The organism is Clostridium sp. (genome assembly GCF_047777555.1).
GTDB lineage: Bacteria > Bacillota > Clostridia > Clostridiales > Clostridiaceae > Clostridium_H.
Genome location: NZ_JBKEEV010000006.1, coordinates 55,086 through 72,605, shown reverse-complemented (window position 1 = coordinate 72,605; position 17,520 = coordinate 55,086). Strand labels below are relative to the sequence as shown.

17 protein-coding genes are annotated in these 17,520 nt (G+C 28.4%); 2 read left to right on the top strand and 15 right to left on the bottom strand.

Annotation, left to right across the window (positions count from 1 at the left end; translation table 11 throughout):
* Positions 1–16 precede the first annotated feature (16 nt).
* The 3 genes from ACFWTK_RS10305 to gpr are packed head-to-tail and all read right to left on the bottom strand — an operon-like array spanning position 17 to position 2,643.
* Positions 17–454 (bottom strand): hypothetical protein, encoded by a 438-nt coding sequence (locus ACFWTK_RS10305; RefSeq protein WP_415875933.1) that lies wholly within the window; start codon positions 452–454, stop codon positions 17–19.
* A 51-nt stretch (positions 455–505) separates the two neighbouring features.
* Positions 506–1,609, bottom strand: a complete 1,104-nt coding sequence (locus tag ACFWTK_RS10300; RefSeq protein WP_415875932.1) for a stage II sporulation protein P — start codon at positions 1,607–1,609, stop codon at positions 506–508.
* Between the two features lie 56 nt (positions 1,610–1,665).
* Positions 1,666–2,643 carry a GPR endopeptidase gene (gene gpr, locus ACFWTK_RS10295; RefSeq protein ID WP_415875931.1) on the bottom strand — a complete coding sequence of 326 codons (978 nt, stop codon included), beginning with the start codon at positions 2,641–2,643 and terminating at the stop codon, positions 1,666–1,668.
* A gap of 278 nt (positions 2,644–2,921) precedes the next feature.
* Between gpr and rpsT the strand changes: the two genes are divergently transcribed.
* The gene (gene rpsT / locus ACFWTK_RS10290; protein ID WP_415875930.1) at positions 2,922–3,188 is read left to right on the top strand and encodes a 30S ribosomal protein S20; all 267 of its coding nucleotides are present in this window, start codon (positions 2,922–2,924) and stop codon (positions 3,186–3,188) included.
* Positions 3,189–3,311: 123 nt separating this feature from the next.
* Here rpsT and holA read toward each other — a convergent pair whose 3' ends face one another.
* From holA to ACFWTK_RS10265, 5 genes are all read right to left on the bottom strand, one after another.
* Positions 3,312–4,334 (bottom strand): DNA polymerase III subunit delta, encoded by a 1,023-nt coding sequence (holA, locus tag ACFWTK_RS10285; protein WP_415875929.1) that lies wholly within the window; start codon positions 4,332–4,334, stop codon positions 3,312–3,314.
* 46 nt (positions 4,335–4,380) lie between these two features.
* Complete coding sequence (locus tag ACFWTK_RS10280) at positions 4,381–5,718, bottom strand: ComEC/Rec2 family competence protein (RefSeq protein WP_415875928.1); 1,338 nt, start codon at positions 5,716–5,718, stop codon at positions 4,381–4,383.
* Positions 5,719–5,783: 65 nt separating this feature from the next.
* Positions 5,784–8,381: an HAD-IC family P-type ATPase gene (locus ACFWTK_RS10275; RefSeq protein ID WP_415875927.1), complete on the bottom strand. Its 2,598-nt coding sequence runs from the start codon at positions 8,379–8,381 to the stop codon at positions 5,784–5,786.
* A gap of 128 nt (positions 8,382–8,509) precedes the next feature.
* Complete coding sequence (locus ACFWTK_RS10270) at positions 8,510–8,752, bottom strand: hypothetical protein (RefSeq protein ID WP_415875926.1); 243 nt, start codon at positions 8,750–8,752, stop codon at positions 8,510–8,512.
* A gap of 86 nt (positions 8,753–8,838) precedes the next feature.
* Positions 8,839–9,498 carry a helix-hairpin-helix domain-containing protein gene (locus ACFWTK_RS10265; RefSeq protein WP_415875925.1) on the bottom strand — a complete coding sequence of 220 codons (660 nt, stop codon included), beginning with the start codon at positions 9,496–9,498 and terminating at the stop codon, positions 8,839–8,841.
* 178 nt (positions 9,499–9,676) lie between these two features.
* On the opposite strand from ACFWTK_RS10265, the gene ACFWTK_RS10260 reads away from it, so the two are divergent.
* Positions 9,677–10,912 (top strand): serine hydrolase, encoded by a 1,236-nt coding sequence (locus ACFWTK_RS10260; protein WP_415875924.1) that lies wholly within the window; start codon positions 9,677–9,679, stop codon positions 10,910–10,912.
* A 27-nt stretch (positions 10,913–10,939) separates the two neighbouring features.
* On the opposite strand, the gene ACFWTK_RS10255 is transcribed toward ACFWTK_RS10260, so the two are convergent.
* The 7 genes from ACFWTK_RS10255 to ACFWTK_RS10225 all read right to left on the bottom strand — a co-directional run bounded on the left by ACFWTK_RS10255 (position 10,940) and on the right by ACFWTK_RS10225 (position 17,504).
* Positions 10,940–11,842: an RluA family pseudouridine synthase gene (locus ACFWTK_RS10255; RefSeq protein WP_415875923.1), complete on the bottom strand. Its 903-nt coding sequence runs from the start codon at positions 11,840–11,842 to the stop codon at positions 10,940–10,942.
* Complete coding sequence (locus ACFWTK_RS10250) at positions 11,835–12,218, bottom strand: RidA family protein (protein WP_415875922.1); 384 nt, start codon at positions 12,216–12,218, stop codon at positions 11,835–11,837. Before ACFWTK_RS10250 ends, ACFWTK_RS10255 begins: the two co-directional genes overlap by 8 nt.
* A gap of 29 nt (positions 12,219–12,247) precedes the next feature.
* Complete coding sequence (locus tag ACFWTK_RS10245; protein ID WP_415875921.1) at positions 12,248–13,498, bottom strand: LCP family protein; 1,251 nt, start codon at positions 13,496–13,498, stop codon at positions 12,248–12,250.
* Entirely contained in the window at positions 13,495–14,079 is a 585-nt protein-coding gene (yqeK, locus tag ACFWTK_RS10240; RefSeq protein ID WP_415875920.1) for a bis(5'-nucleosyl)-tetraphosphatase (symmetrical) YqeK, read from the bottom strand. The genes ACFWTK_RS10245 and yqeK overlap by 4 nt, the downstream gene beginning before the upstream one ends.
* 14 nt (positions 14,080–14,093) lie before the next feature.
* Complete coding sequence (gene nadD / locus ACFWTK_RS10235; RefSeq protein ID WP_415875919.1) at positions 14,094–14,696, bottom strand: nicotinate-nucleotide adenylyltransferase; 603 nt, start codon at positions 14,694–14,696, stop codon at positions 14,094–14,096.
* Positions 14,697–14,769: 73 nt separating this feature from the next.
* The gene (locus ACFWTK_RS10230) at positions 14,770–15,885 is read right to left on the bottom strand and encodes a Ger(x)C family spore germination protein (protein ID WP_415875918.1); all 1,116 of its coding nucleotides are present in this window, start codon (positions 15,883–15,885) and stop codon (positions 14,770–14,772) included.
* Complete coding sequence (locus ACFWTK_RS10225; RefSeq protein WP_415875917.1) at positions 15,882–17,504, bottom strand: spore germination protein; 1,623 nt, start codon at positions 17,502–17,504, stop codon at positions 15,882–15,884. Before ACFWTK_RS10225 ends, ACFWTK_RS10230 begins: the two co-directional genes overlap by 4 nt.
* Positions 17,505–17,520 lie beyond the last annotated feature (16 nt).

The window sequence follows — 17,520 nt, the reverse complement described above, 5'->3', positions numbered from 1 at the left end:
CAATAATAAGTCTTTTTTAAAGGAATTTAGAACAAATATTTTTAAAAAATATAATTGTACTATCTTTCATACTCTCACTAGTACTATGCAGTTTTGATTTGAAATTAGACATTATTCTACTATTAATATAAAATACATATTTTTTTGTATCTATCCTAAAATCAAAAGGTTTTGCGCTAAAAAGTATTCTAATTCTTGGGATAGTTATTTCATCTTCTTTAGTACTTTTCTTGCCATTTATATCTACTATATCATACTTGCTTGGATAGCTAAATACTTCTATCATATGATCTAAATTCCAACGATTTCTACCATTGTTATAGTAAAGATCTTCATTGCTTATATCTGATGCTATGCTCATATATATTTGTCTGTTCAAATTTAAATTTACTTTACATAAACCTATAAGTAAAAATATGATTATTACAAATGACAGTATTTTTATTCTTTTCATAAAAAAAGTACCTCCTTAAATATAAGGATGTACTTTTTTATATCATTTTATTCAATTCTTTCCATTTATATATTCAGCAATTACTCTGGCTAAATATTTAGTGGAACCTTTAGCCTCATCTAAAGTATTTACATGAGAGCCAACTTCCATTAAGACTATATTTTCATTAAGGTCTTGACTATAAAACTGTCTCCCTTGATTATAATAGAAAGTTCTTTTATAAAAACTATTAGTATTCTTATTTCCTGGATAAAGCTTATTTGATATTTCTTTTAATTTTTCCGCAACTTGAATATTTTTTTCAGAGTTTGGATGATTCTTCGTCATAACGAAGGAAAATCTAGCTACACTTTCTCCATTTATGGTCGTGGTCATTACATCTTTATCTTCAACTGAATCTCTGTGCAAATCTATTATAAGTTTAAAATCCTTATATTCATTTAGATATTTTTGCAGTGTAACTCTCGACTTTGCATAACTTCCATTATATGTCTCAATATCGTGTATTGTGGTATCATGTACTGTATTTATGCCATACTTTTCTAGTTCCTTTTTTAATTGCTCTCCTACTGCTGCAACACTTTTATTTTTATCCACGTTACTACCATACTTATTAGCATAAGGTTTATAGCTCTCGCAAGTATGGGTGTGATAAATAAGAACTTCAGGTTTTGATGAAAGCTCTTTTTTTAGTTCTTCACTAAAACTTGGTGCAGAATTCATATCTATACCATTTTCCACCTTATTTTCTTCCACATATACTTGATCATCGTTTAATACAAATTCATCAAAAGCATTTTCAGGATCTTCAACTACATTATTTTGTGATTTTTTAGCATAATTTAAGTCTGCACTTACATAGGAAATTTCCTTTCCAACTATAGACATATAATTTTTACTGCTTATTCCAATGCTTCTCAACAATGTTTCTTTAAATGACCCTGTTTCATATCCTTCGCCTTTAGCCACACTGTTCAACTGCGTTAAAGGCATAGTATAATGAATTACTCTTGAATAAAATCCATTTATGGGCTGATTTTTATTAAAATAAAATCTTTTAGCCCCACCTAGCATTATGATAGCAATCAATAATCCAAGAACAGACAAGCTCAGTATAGCTGTAAATTCAAATCCATTATTTTTTCTAAAGTTCACTTATATCCCTCCTCTGTTTTAATTAATATATATGAAGGGATATTTTTCAAATATTACTAATTTATATATTTATTTATATCTTCTAAAGTTAAAGCAGGTTGAAGAGCTATGTTTATTCCGTTAGCTATAATTTTTGAAATTACATCAATCATAAGGTCAATATCCTTAGGTGTTACTACCATATCCCCAATTTGTGGATACAAAACTTCATTTAAAAGTCTCTCTTTTTCATCTTTATCTAGTGAATTCAACATATTGTAAAAGTCACTGCCCTTAGTTGCTTCATTTATAAATGTATCTATGACTAAATCTATAGTATCATTTGCCAAAGTGGCTGCATGTACCACAGTTGGAACTCCTATAGCTAAAACCGGTATACCCAAAGTTCTTTCGCTGATTTCCATTCTTTTGTTTCCTATTCCAGACCCTGGAGATATGCCTGTATTTCCAATTTGAATAGTCCTATTCATTCTTTCTGTTCTTCTAGAGGCAAGAGCATCTATACAAATTATTAAGTTTGGTTTAATATCATCTGCAACAGCTTTTATTATCTCTCCTGTCTCAATTCCAGTAAGTCCTAAAACGCCTGGAGATAGTGCACATACTGGTCTTATATTTTCATCTATGCTGTCTGGAACTAGTTCCTTTAAGTGTCTTGTTATCATAAGTCGGGATATCACCTTTGGTCCTAATGCATCGGGAGTTATATTCCAATTTCCAAGGCCTACTACTAGTGCAGTCATACTTTTATCTAAAGAAATCATACTGGATAAAGTTTTAGCAAATACTTTACTAACATCATCTGCTGCATCTCTATCAAAATTAACATTTTCAGGCATCTCTAAGGTTACATATCTTCCTATAGGTTTTCCCATATTTCTTTCACCAATCTCATCTATTATCATAACATCCGTAACATGTACTCCATTTTCAAAATCTTCTTTTATTTCAACTCCTGGTATTTTTCTTCCTTGATTTTGCTCTTCATAAATTTCTTTTGCTTCTACTGCTAAATCCGTTCTTACATTTACCATAACTTCACTATCCTTTCTTAATCAATACTTATAAGTATTTTTACCTAATCTTAATTTAATAATTCATAATACTTTGGCTAATAATATCTATATAGTAATTCATATCAAATAAAAAATTTAATTTATTCTCTACCATATTTAAGAATTTCTTTTTTAGAAATTTCTACTTGAAGTACCTAGTAAATAATGTTATAATATCATTTGTTGAGTAAGGCAATGGTACGAAGATTCCCCGAAGCTGCTTAACCCTACTAAATCCATAAGGGGGTGAAAAAGGAATGGCAAACATTAAATCAGCTAAAAAAAGAATAAAAGTTATCGAAACTAAAACTCTTAGAAATAAAATGATCAAATCAGCATTAAAAACACAAATTAAAAAGTTTGAAGCTGCTGTTGATAGCAATAATTTAGACGAAGCTAAGACTGCTTATACTAATGTTGTTAAGTCTTTAGATATGGCTGCAGCTAAAGGAGTTTTACATAAAAACAAGGCTGCAAGAAAGAAATCAAGATTGGCTTCAAAATTAAATGGGCTAAGCGCTTAATAAAATAAACCGGTGAATTCACCGGTTTTTTGTTATTTTCTATCATAATGAAAAAACAACTCTAAAGAGCATACTGACCTATTATTCTAACCTTTCTAACTTTATTATCTTCATTACTGATTACTAAACTATGGCCGTATTTATAATAAGAAGCTCCATCTCTGTCTTTTCATCTACAGAAGTACTTTTTAAATTCTTTTCTGTATTTAAACACAACTCTATTATTTTTTCAAGCTGTTCAATACTAAATTTTTTGCTTTGCATTATCATTTTTTCGCACACATATGGATGAAGTTTTAACTCTCGTGTTAACTCATCTTTGCTCTTACCTTTATAAATACCTAACTTTATATCAAATAGAAGCTTGAATTGTCTTTGTATCATTCTCAATATTACACTTGCAGACTCTCCTTTAAATAACAATTCATTTAATACATCTAAAGATACTTGGGGTTTTCTTTGGGATAAAAACTCCACTAGATTAAATATATCATTATCTTCTTTTCCGCTAACTAAATCATAAATATCTTTAGGTGTTATTTCCCTTTCTTCTGTATAAGAACATAACTTTTCAATCTCATTTTCTATTATATCTATATTATTCTCTACTAAACTACAAAATAGAGCTAAGTCCGCTTTACTTATTTCTTTACCCTTTTCTTTGAACATGTCCCCAACCTTTTTTTGAAGGGATGCTCCTTTTAACTTGGAAAATTTTACTGTACAAGCTAACTTATTCAGTTTCTTTAACTTATCGCTTTCTTTTTCTTTGTCATTCTCAAATATGTAGTACATAATTAGTATACAATGTTTAGGTAAAGTTTTTATATAGCTGCTAACTTCTTTTGAAAGCCTATCCATAGACTTATCTACTCTATCCTTTAAAAAATTAGCTCTATATATGATAACCATTCTTTTATCACTCATAAAAGGCAAGGTTTCGCAAGCATTAATAATGCTATCTATAGTAATATTAAGCCCATCCATTTCAACGTAGTTAAGTTGCAAAAAATTTTTACTTAATACTTTATTAGCTATTTTATTTATAGTATCTTTTATAGTTTGTTCATCACTGCCGCAAAATATATAACAATTAGATATTTCTCCCTTTTTTAATTTGCTTTCTAATGCTGAATAGTCTAACACCTTTTTTCCTCCACATAACTAATAAAATTTCTTTCCATTTATGTTATTATATCACGTTGTACATTATAATAAAACACATAAGAGCTGAGGGGAAATACATAAGTTCCTTATGTCCATGCTTTATAAAAACGTAGCTCATAAACATAGCAAGCATCACTATTCCATAAAAATAATTGTATTCTGATAATGAAGGAGCAATTTTAAGAAGAATATAAGTGCCACCTTCAATTGAGATCATGGTAGAGTATAGCAGTGAAGTTATAATCCTAAATAACATATCAAATTTAACGAATATAATTCCCAGTGTTCCAAGGAGCACTACAAGGGAATATAAAGGCGCAAGCATTAAATTTGCTGGTATAAAAAACATACTTATATTTTTTATGGTACACATAGTATAGGGCATAGCAAATATTTGAGCACTTAAGGTAATACTGAGACTTTCATTTAACTTACTAGGCAGCATATACAGAGCCCTTTGTACTTTTTTATTATAAATTATAATTCCTAAAGTAGCTAAAAAAGATAAGGTAAATCCAATATCTAAAACATAATAAGGTTTTGTCATAAGTATAATAATAGCTGATAAGCTGAGAGAGGATAATCCATCATAGTTTTTATAAAATACTTTTGAAAGTTTTAAAATCAATATCATTACATAAGAGCGTATAGTAGCTGCCTCTGCTCCAGTAAAAATCATATATACAAAAGAACCTGCAAGACCTAATTTTATTCCTAATATCTTCTCCAACAATTTATATACAACTGCTAAATGAAATCCTGATACACTTATTATGTGAGATATTCCTAACTTATTTATCTCTCCTTTCACTTGAAAGTTTAAATGATTAGTGTCTCCGTAGCATGCAGCCATAACAACTCCTGCATTTTTATCTCCTAACACCTTTGAATATTTATAATATAGTTTTTCCTTAAAATCATAAACTTTCTTTAAAAAATCAGTTCTTCCTTTCGAACAACTTTTAATTTCATATTTCCCTATAACTCCCTTAGAATAATCCCTATCATCACTAAAGTTTCCTTTAACTACTATTTTTTCTCCCAATTCAATATTGCTAAGATTTCCATATAAAGCAACTTTTCTTCCTCTGTAGTCTCCTATATAAGAACCCTTGCTCTTTTCTATAATTCTAAACTCAGCACTTCCACCTATATCCACATTGAAATATATAAAAAAGCTTAAACATCCTATTACAAAAAAACATAGTGTTAATATAAATCCTTTAATATTTTGAGTAAAAAATATTACTGCAGCAAATGTTATTGTTATCAATATTCCAAATATAATATTGATTTGTAAAAACATTAAGCTAATACAAGCTATATATACAGATAATGCATAATATATTAGAGGTCTTTTCATATTTATACTCCTAAAAAAATGTCTTCATATGGTAATATAACCAAATATATGAAGACTAATCATTATTATTGTTCTATATTATACATTCCTTTTATAAACTTTACTAAAAACATCTCTATAATTAAAAATATAATCGTGATTTTTGAGTTCCACATGGATTTATTTAAGCTTAATAAATAATTATGGTGAAAATTTTCAAATAATAATAAACAAAGTATAAAGTTCAGTATCAAAATTAAAAGCGAAATTTTATTCTTTACTACATTCTTAATTTCTATAAAATAAAATGAAAATATAATTAAACTTATATATAGTATTGCAAATAAGCTTTCTTCACCCACAGCTACTCCTTTATTTTTTTGAATAGCAAACGACGTAATTAATAATATACTTACATATGCTATATATAGAATTATTCCAGAAGTAAATCTATTAAATATTCTTTTATCCATATAAACTCTATTATAAGTACTTTCCTTAATGTTTTCACTTTGACTGTATATAAGCAAAGAATTAAGCATTAAACCTATGAAATTAATCCATAATATCTTAGTAAAGTCTACAGACATATGTTTAAAAAACACACTAATTGTGGTAATTGACAAAAATTCTATAATCGATATTACTAAATTAAAAAATATTATATTATTTATATTTCTAATCAGCTTCCTACCTTTATCTATTAATGCTAAAAGCTTCATAAAACTTTTATCCTTTATGAATATATCTCCCATATTCTTTGTTATTTGAGTACATTCTTTACCTGCAGCTATGCCTATCTTTGAAGCTCGAAAACTAGGTAAGTCTGTAAATCTGTTTCCTGTAACTGCAACATTATAACCTAACTTTTCAAACTCACAGCATATTTTCCATTTATTTTTGGAGGATATCTTTGAATATATTCCTACTTTTTCAACTAATTTTTCTATATCCTCATCCTCCATATTGTCAATTTCAACGCCTGATAGCACCATGTCATTTTGATTTAGTATTCCTATCTTTTTTCCAAATGAATTTGCTGCTATTTTGTTATCTTCAGTAATAACCACTGGTTTTATAGCTAATCTTTTGCAATAATCTATACTTTCTATTGCATTTTCCTTCAGTGGATTATTTAATCCCATAAGTCCTACAAAAACTAAATTGCTTTCTATATTTTCATTTACACTTGGCTCATAATTAAAGTTTCTATATGCAAATCCAATAACGTGTAATCCTTCCTCAGATAAGGCTAAATCTGCGTCTCTTATACCTACTATATCTTTAAGTGTAATCTCTACTTCCATTCCATTTTTCATTATATGAGTGCATCTTTCTAACAGCTTGTCTACACTACCTGCAACATTTGCTCTATATTTATTTTCAATTCGATTTAAAGTTGTTTTTATCTTTTTTTCCCTATCGTAAGGTACTGTAAAAATCCTTTCTTGCTCTTTTTCCAATAAACTCTTATTTAAAGAATTTTTTCTCCCATATTCTATAATGGCTCTCTCTGAAATATCTCCCTTATCTATTTTTCCCTCTCTATTAATACTAGCATCATTGCAAAGTAGTCCTATAGTTAACATTCTATCTATATTATCTTTATTTTCCTCTATATTTTCTAAATCTGCATCTATTATATTTTCACCACAAAAAAGTTTACTTACAAACATACTTTCTTTTGTCAATGTTCCTACTTTATTTACAAATAATACGTTTGTTTCTGATAAAGTCTGCATGGAAGATAATCCTTCCATATTGATTTCCGACTTCTTCATATGTTTTTTAATTATAAATGAAAGAATATCTATAATAAATATAATATGAATAGGTACTATAGTAAGATAAATTATAAATATGAGATTTATAAATTGCGATAAATTCATTTTCCCGTAAATAGCATATAAACCTATAAGCACCAAACAAAGTATAAAAATTTTTGACATAGAATTAATAATGTTTGATATATTTTCTTCTATCAAAGTTCTATCATGATTTTCTTTTAATAAATTTTGAGTTATTTTGCCTATCTCAGTATTTTCTCCTACTGCTACTACTATGCCTTTAGCATTTCCATCCATAACAAATGAAGATTTAAAAAGTATGTTTTTCATATCGCTAGGAAGTAATTCCTTATCTTCTATTTTCGTTTCATACTTTTCTACTAAACTAATGTCTCCAGTAATTGCTGATTCTTTAATCTTCAAATTTTCGCATTGCATTATTCTTAAATCTGCAGGTACTATGTCTCCTCTTTCTACATATACTATATCCCCTACTACTAATTCTTCTGAATTCAGATTAAGCAATTTTCCTTCTCTTACTACATCAGCTTTATGCGGCGTAATACTTCTAAGATTGTTTAATCTATTTTCATTTTTATAATCTTTAAAAGCGTACAATAACATAAAAAGGATGGTTGTACCACACAAAAAAATGGCAGCTTTAAAGTTATTAATGTAAATTAATAATATAGATATAAGTATAGATAAAACACAATATGGTTTTAACATATGCTTTAAAAATAGAATGATAAAATTCTTATCTTTCAAATTTAAAGTTTTGTTATCTCCGAAAACTTCTCTGTTTTCTTTTACTTTATCTTCTGTAAGTCCATATTTAAAATCACTTTTTAATTCTTTTACAACCTCATTCCAGCTGCTATTATACCAAGTCTTCATAAAACTACCCCATCTTCATATATAATAGATATATATTTCTAAACTAATAGTCGTATAATAAAAAATATACTTTAGTTTCCCATATTCCAATTAAAAATATTAGTGAGCCCTATTAAGGGCTCACTTAACTAATTTTTATCTTCAAAATAATTTGAAAAGAAGTACTTTTTTTCTCCATTATCATCTTCAATTAGATATAAAGTAACGCCATCAACTGAAGGTTTAATCTCATATTGAGCAGGCATTTTAACGCTTAATATCTCATACTCTTTTCCTTTAGTTAAATTAACTACTACTCCTGTTTGTTCTTGAGTATTCTTTCTAAATATAACTTTCTTCAATGGCTTATCAATTTGAATCATTTCTTCCATTTAATCCACTACCCCTTCTGTCTGTTTATATCCATAAAGTTTAACATAAATAGTATTATAACATCTTTATAAATTTAATTCAAAACTTATCTTGCTTCAATTTTATCTTTAAACTTAGCTAAAGTCTTTTCTCCTATTCTATCTACCTTTATTAAGTCCTCTACAGAGCTAAATTTTCCATTACTTTCTCTGTATTCTATTATTCTTTGTGCAGTAACTTCTCCTATTCCCGGAAGAGTTATTAGCTCCTCTTTACTAGCAGTATTTATATCTATTTTTTTATTATCTGAATTTGAATTTGATGAATTTTCTTTTCTACCACTGCTGGCATTAGCAACAGGCAAATTTAATCTTTCCTTATCATTCTTATTATATATGATTATACAATCTTCATCCTTTAATTTCATAGAACAATTAACACTGAGTTTATCAGCATTTTCTGTAAATCCACCAGCCTTTTTTACTAAATCATATATCCTACTTCCATACTCCATAGTATACACATCTGGATTTTTAACTTCTCCTTTAATTTCAACAACAATATTCTTAAGTTCTTCCCTAGATGAATTATTTTTATCTAGGGAAGAATTATCCACAATTACAGAATTGTCATATTTATTAGATAAATTACTAATAACCTCATTATTATAAGCTTTTGGCTTAGATAAAATGTACCCAACCGTCAAAAATATAGTGCATATTATTATCATAGCTGCTGAACCTATTATTTTTTCTTTCTTATCCATAACATGTTCTGCCCTCCAACAATAATCTTAATGTTTTATTATTGCCACTATAAAAAATTTAATAACCTATATTCTATTAAAAAATACATTTTTAGACTATTATCAATTTTTAGTAATTATTTTTGATATAATCAAATTTTTTTGATATACTATTCATATAAAATTTAGGAGGTAAGTAATGCGTAAAATAATGACATTTATACTTATAGTTGTATTATTATCCTTTACAGTACATGAAGCAAAAGCACAAAGCTCTCCCCCTAATATATATGCTGATGGCGTTGTATTAATGGATGCAAATACAGGAGAAATATTATATTCTAAAAATATGAATACTCAGTATCCTCCAGCCTCTACTACTAAAATTATGACTGCTCTTTTAACCCTTGAAAACGCTAATCTAGATGATGTGGTCACTGTAGGAAAAAATCCCCCTCTTATAGATGGCAGCAAAATATATTTATTTGAAGATGAAAAATTGACAGTAAAAGATCTTCTATATGCTTTGCTTTTAAGATCTGCTAACGATGCAGCTTTAACTTTAGCTGAACATATATCCGGTTCAAGTGAAGAATTCGCAAAACTTATGAATAAAAGAGCTTTAGAACTTGGATGCAGTGACACTAATTTTGTTAATCCTAGTGGATTATACGATGATATGCATAGAACTACTGCTAGAGACTTAGCTTTAATTATGAAAGAGTTAATTAAGCATGAAGAATACATAAAAATATCTACAACATCAATGTATTATATACAACCTACAAATAAAAGCAAAGAAAAAAGACCTCTTTGGAATGAAAATAGATTAATACAAAAAAGTTCAAATTATTATTACGAAGGCTGTGAAGCAGGTAAAACTGGATATACTATTCAGTCAAAGCATTCTTACGTTGCAGTAGCTTCTCGAAATGGAATTAAGCTTATAGCTGTACTTCTTCATGATTCTAATAAAGCTTATTGGTCCGATGCTAGAAAGTTATTTGATTATGGATTTGAAAACTTCTCCAAAGCCACCTTATATTCCAAAGGAGATATGGTTGGAGAATATACAATAAAGGAAGGATTAAACATCCCTCTTTTAGCCGCTGAAAACTTTTACTATCTTAAAAACAAAGATTCAACAGAAACTCCTAAACTTAAAATAAATTCTAAGGATTTAAGCAAAACATCTTTTAATAGATGGCAAAACATTCTAACTGCAGAAGTATTTTATAATAACAAATCTATAGGCAGCCTAAATCTAGCAAGCGGTGCTGATTATGCTTATAAAGCACCTGCATTAGCCTTAAAAAATAGTGTTAATTCAATAAACTCAATGAAAATTCTGGCCTATCCAGTCATATTAATCTTGCTTATCTCTTTATTGAGAATAAGAAAGAAAGTAAAACAAAAGAAAAGAGATAGATATTGATAAAAATCAATATCTATCTCTTTTCTTTTAAGATTTTAATTTATCAATTAAACTTTTCATATCTAAAGGCATATCACTTTCCAGTTTTATTATCTTTCGACTCTTAGGGTGAGGAAATTCTAATTTATAGGCATGTAATGCCTGTCTTTCTATATATTCTTTTTCCTCTTTTCCATATAATGCATCCCCAAAAATAGGATGACCTATACTGCTTAAATGTACTCTTATCTGATGAGTTCTTCCTGTTTCAAGAGTAAGCCTTACAAGATTAGCATCATTATATCTTTCTATAACTTCAAATCTTGTAACACTTCTTTGTCCCCTATCATCTATAACTCGTTTTATGGTTCCTTCCCCAACTCTATATATTGGTTTATCTATTACTCCTTTGTTATCTTTCATATTACCATGGACTATAGCTAAATAGCTTTTAACAAACACATTCTTTTGCATGTCTCTTGCAAGAGCCATATGACTAAAAGCATTCTTAGCCACTAATATAAGACCTGACGTATCCATGTCTAGTCTATTTACTAACCTTACTATACTATTTTCGTTTTTTTCTTTAAAATAATATAAAAGACCATTAGATAAAGTTCCATTTAAGTGCCTTTTTGTTGGGTGAACTACCATGCCTTTAGGTTTATTTAATACTATTATATCTTCATCTTCATAAACAATGTCTAACTCCATCTTTTCCGGAATTATATCTTGTTCTTCTTCTTTATCAATCTGTATCTCTATAATATCTTTATTCTTAAGTTTATAGGATAAGGTTACTTTTTCATCATTTACTTTGATTCTTCCATCCCTTGCTGCTTTTCTGATGAATCTACTAGAAAACTCAGCATTGTATCTTAGATATTCGCTAAGTTTTATGGCTCCTTCAATTTTAACCTTTAACCTTAATATATTTTCTTTATTATTCAAGGGATGCTATAACCTCAATTTCTAGAAAAGCATCTTTTGGAAGTTTTCCAACTTCAAAACAAGATCTTGCTGGTTGTTCACTTGTGAAATATTTCCCATAAATTTCGTTTACTTTAGTGAAATCGTTTATATCCTTTAGAAATACAGTTGTCTTTACTACTTTATCAAAACTAGTTCCTGCTGCTTCTAAAATACCTTTTAAATTTAACATTACTCTTTCTGTTGCGTTTTCTATATTATCATTAACTAACTCCCCAGTTTGAGGATCTAAAGGAATTTGACCTGAAGTGAATAAAAGATTTCCAATTTTAACTCCTTGTGAATATGGTCCTATTGCAGATGGTGCATTTGTTGTACTTATTATTTGTTTTTTCATTTTCTCTTCCTCCTAATTGTATAATGTTATTATTTTTTACCTAACGTAATTATTATATCAAATTTTTCATAATTTTTCTCGATATTTTCTACTTTATCTATTTTTAAATCTTCTTTAATATACTTTATTTGTTTATTGCTAAAGTTGTCCTTATTTATTAATATTTTTGTATATTCTGAGTCTTTTGTATTTCCTATGGAAATATTTTTATATCCCTTCTTTTTAAGATATTCTCTGTAATTTGCTGCAAGACCTGTTTTACCTGTTCCATTTAATACTTGTATATTTAATTTACTTTTGTCTATATTAACATCATTATTCAAAGCTGTATTATGAATTCTATCTAATAAATCTTTATTACTATTCTCATCATAAATAAAGTATGAAATTCCTCCAATATACTTGGTATGTCCTTTTAATGTTTCTATATTTGTGTCATTAGCTCTCATAAAAGCGTATCCATATTTTATTATTTCATCTCCGGACATATTGGTTTCCACATACTTAGGTAAAGTCATAAAAATACTCGGTATTCTCGGTATTATTTTAGGACTTTTTAATTTTTCAATTACTTTTGAAATAAAGACGTGTTGGTTGTTTATTCTTCCTAAGTCTCCTTCTGCAAGACCAGTTCCATTATTGTTTTTTCTCCATCTAAAAAACTCTTCTGCCTTTTTACCATCTAAATGAACTGTTTCTCCCTTTTTAAAATGTATGTGTAAATCTTGAGCGGGATCATCGTAATCCATGTTGTTTTCTATTTCAATATCTACTCCACCTATAGAATCCACAATTTCTCTGAACCCCTCATAATCTACCTTACCATAATAATTAATATCTATATTTAAAAGCTTTTCTACAGCATCAACAGCATATCTAACTCCACCTACAGCATGAGCTGCATTTATTTTTGCATTTTTACCATTAATCTTTATTAAGGTATCTCTTGGAATTGAAACTACGCTTACATCTTTATTGGTTTTGTCATAGTGAATTAGCATAATTGTATCTGTCCTTTTTGGGTCATTTGCATTTTCTGTCCCTGGAGTGCCTATATCTACTCCCAAAGCTAATATATTTATAGATTCTTTATTGTCATCTATCCCAATATGGTCTTCATTATTTATATCTTGCATACTATCTTCTTTTAGCTCGGAATTTTTACTTAACTCTGAAAGACCCATATAAAAATATGCTCCAACTGCAATAACTATCCCTATGATTATAGTTATTATAATTATTGCACTCTTTAAGAATTTACCTTTTTTATTCTTACTCATTTTTTCCACCTATCTATAGTATATAGCATGTAATTCCTAGCATCTATAGTATCACTATGTAAAAGAGCGTTTCTATCCAGTATGTATTTTATAGTATTGTCAAAAGACATCATTAAAGCCTTGTTTAGCTCTCCATCATAGACTAATTTTCTTATTTCTTCCACACCATTAAAGTTTCTTAATGGTTCTATGTAATCTGCTATATATATTATTTTTTCAAGTAAACTCATATTCTTTCTACCTGTAGTATGATAGGCTATTGCATTTAATACATCTTTATCCTCTATTCCCATAACATTATTTGCTATATAAGCTCCTGCATGCCCATGTAAAATGTTTGGAAAGTTTCTTGAAACTTCATCAATATTATAACCATATTTTTCACAAATATTTAACATTTCTTCATCCTTTATATATTTAGCACAATCATGTACAAGTCCTGCTATTTTGGCTTTTTCTATATCTCCTCCATATATTTCAGCCAGCTTTACAGCAGTATCTCTTACACTTAAGCTGTGTTCTAATCTACTCTTTCTTAAATTCTTTTTTAAATATTCAATGATTTGTTCTTCTGTCCACATATTCTTTCCCCTTTTCATCTATATACATTCATTTTTTTCAATGTTTCATTTAAATTTTTAGGGACTAAATAACTTATGTTTTTACCTTCCTTTATCTTACTTCTTATTAGTGTAGATGAAATTTCTAAAATAGGTATATCCAAAAAAATTATTTCTTTATCAAATTTGCTTTCCACTTCGCTTTTTTGTTTTAAGATGTCTTCTTTTTTATATCCACTTCTATTGAAAACCACAAATTTGCATGAATTAAAAATAGCATCTATATTTTTCCAAGTATAAATCTCCATTAAACAGTCTGCACCTGTTATAAAATACCACTGAGTATCAGGTTCCAATTTATTGAAGAATTCTAAAGTTTCATATGTATAGCTTAAACCATTTTTCTTTATTTCATAATCGCTAACTTTAAATTTTTTTTCATCTTTTACAACCATCTTAACTAATCCATATCTAATTTTAGCGTCGGTGACTATTTTATTAGTTTTATGAGGTGGATTCCCAGATGGAATGAAGATGATTTCATCTAATTTCAAATTATAAAGTGCTTCATAGGCTACATGCAAATGCCCATTATGTATAGGATCAAAAGTTCCTCCAAAAATTCCTTTCTTCTTCATAAAGCGCCTCCTACTAACAAATAGTATAGCATAAAAAACAAAATTTAAAAGGCAAGAAGCACATTTTATGTAACTACTTGCCATTAACATTTATAAAGTCTATTGTGTCATTTCCTGATTCTATCGATACTTCTACATTTACTAATAATTCTATATCTTTTATGATATCTTCTTCTGGTTCTTTCCTGAACTTTCTTAAATATTCTTCTTGTATATCAAATATATCTAACCCTTTTTCTTTATATTTATCAAAAATCTGATAACAGGCTTTCCTAATATTACTTTCTGCATTTTCTTTTAATTGCTTCAAGTTCTTATCGTTTATAATTAAACCTTTTTGAACACATCCAAGCGCTGTATTCACCTTAATATCTTTAATTAATTTTACTTTATTATCCTCTTGTTTTATATTCGTATTGGTTTTACTATTTAGTATTTCCAAAGTAACAAATGCATCTTTATATTCAGGATTAGTTACTTCTAATGTTCCAAATGCCACATTATTCATTAAAAAATTGAATCCTTGCCCTTCTTCTATTGATATACTTCCTATCATTTTATCATTTTTTATTATAGCTCCTCCATTTACAAATATCTTTTTAAATTCCCCCACATCCTTTTTTACTTCTATCATAGATACTACATTAACCTTATCACCAATTAATCTTTGATTATTATAGTCATTGATACTTCTAAAAATTCCTCTTGAAGAAGATGCTATATTATCTAATAACCTATCTACATATATTCCTGTATATTCTCCTTCACTGCTTTTCATAGAAAGCAGCTCTTCTGGATCTCCTATTAATACACATACATATGGTCTTACAAGAAGCTCCTGATCTCTATCAAAAAAGTCAATAAAATTACCTATACCATATTCTGCAGCCTTCTGAGTAAATGCAATAATTTTATTTTGATTCAAATTAAGTTTATAACTTGACCCTAAGTCTATGTTCCTTAAGGCTTCAAATATAGTTTTTCCTTCTCCTTTAAATATTACCTTTTGTCCTTCTGTAGTCCCTTCCATAGGTCTAAATCCCTCTATATATAGCACAGGATTATTATACTCATTTATATCTACTACTAAAGCAATAGAAAAGACTAATTTATTTATATCTTTATAATTAAAGCAGCCAGTAAATATAAGAGAACACATAATTATTAAACATAGTGCTATCTTTTTCATTGGTTATCATCCTTTAATTCATCCTTCTTTTGAGTATCCTCATTCTGATTATTATCCTCTTCCTTAGTATTTTTTAAGTCATCACTCTTATCATTAACATATTTTTGTTTATTCTGCTTTGAGTCACTATTTTTTTCATAACTATTATTTTGCTCAATATCCTTTGAATCATCGCTCTCCTGGCTATCACCTTTTTCAATATTATCTTTTGAAGCATTCATTTCTTGATCACCATTTTGAAATATGTTATTTGATATTTTATTTAGATCTCCTCTCAATATTACATCTTTATACTTAAACAACTCCAAAGTTCCCAAAGGATACAGATATGGATATCCACAGGTTTCTAATGCTGATAAATGGGCTATAAATACAAAAAAACCCATATAAAACCCAGGCAATCCTAAAATTGCTGCAAAGACTACTATAATTATGCTCCAGATAGACACATTTTTATAAAGGTTAGGTACTAAAAATGTGGATATGGATGATACAGCTATTATTACAATAGTACCTTGAGATGCAAGCCCTGCCCCGATAGCTGCGTCTCCTAAAATAAGAGCACCTACTATACTCATAGTTTGCCCTGTTGGCTGTGGAAGTCTTATACCAGCTTCTCTTAAAAGTTGGAAAAAGAATATCATAAGCAGCACTTCAACGACTGTAGGAAAAGGTACTCCTGCTCTAGAATTAGCTAATCTAAATACAAAAGATGTTGGTATAAGAGAAAAATGGTGTGTTCCTATAGCTATATAAAGTCCCGGGAGCAACAGTGCTATAAAAAAGGCTGCCCACCTTTGAATTCTTATAAAACTAACAAAATACTTATTAAAAGAATAGTCATCGCTAGCTTCAAAGTTTTCAATAAAAAAATATGGTGCTGTTATAACTTCAGGGCTACCATCAACGAGAATGGCTACTCTTCCTTCGAGCAACTTAGATACTACTTTATCTGGTCTTTCTGTGGTATCTATTGTATTAAAAATTGTTCCCTTAGCTCTTAGTCGCTCTTCAATATAACTTGCCTCTAAAATAAACTCTAAATTTGCACTTTCTATCTTACTCCTTACATATTTTACCAATTTATCAGGAGCAACTCCTTTTATGTAAGCTAATACTGTAGTAGTATTAGACTTTTTTCCTACTTTTATAGTTTCAAATGTTAAATTCTCATTTATAATTCTCTTTCTTATTAAAGCAATACTATCCGCTATCAGCTCATTAAAAGCTTCATGAGGTCCTTTTATTACATTTTCTCTTATATTTTCTGAAACGGCTCTCCGTGCAATATTTTTTGTCTCACAAAATATAACAGATTGAAAAAATTCAAATATTAATACTACATCTCCAGATAAAATATGAATAATAGCATCCTGCTCATCTTTCACATCTCCAAGTATACTTGTATATAAAACTTGACTTTTTACTGCTTCTATGTCCTCAAATTTATTTGTTTTCATTAAAGGTAAAATTATATACTCACTTATATACTTTTTGTCAACTAAACTATCTATAAAAATTGCATATATTTTTCCTTCCTTAGCCTGAATTTCTCTAAACTGAACATCAAAGCTATTTTTTAGTTTTTCTTTAATATAATTAATATATTTTTTATCCATAAAACCTCACCTTTAA